The 333-nt window shown below is 51.7% G+C and carries 1 protein-coding gene; it reads left to right on the forward strand.

The genetic code is table 11. From position 1 onward, the window contains the following. A partial coding sequence (locus tag ACNQ0T_RS23445) for a hypothetical protein (RefSeq protein ID WP_417930407.1) occupies window positions 1-185 on the forward strand: 185 nt, incomplete at its 5' end. Window positions 186-333 lie beyond the last annotated feature (148 nt).

Below are 333 nucleotides of genomic sequence, written 5' to 3' on the forward strand. Positions count from 1 at the left end.
TGGCCGGCGTGGTTGACCGTGAAACCGGGCGGCTCAATGTGGATGCCGGCCTGCTTGTCGGATTGCTCATGGAGCTGGCTGCCGGTACACTGCCGGAAAACCTGCATCAGGAAGCACTTAAATCTCGCGGTGATGCTGCTATCGCTGCCCGTGAGAAAAAAAATAAAACGAATCAGGCTGGCTAATGAACCTCACACTTGTTTGCCAATAGCCCTGAGAAGCCGCAGAAATCATCCTGCGGCTTTTTTTTGCCTTCTGGCAGGGAAACGTACAGGGAAAAGAAAAAAACGCTCACAGTGCGTTATAGAGCGTTTTAGAGCCATCCGCCAATTT

The organism is Enterobacter cloacae complex sp.6700776 (assembly GCF_048284255.1).
Lineage (GTDB): Bacteria > Pseudomonadota > Gammaproteobacteria > Enterobacterales > Enterobacteriaceae > Enterobacter > Enterobacter intestinihominis.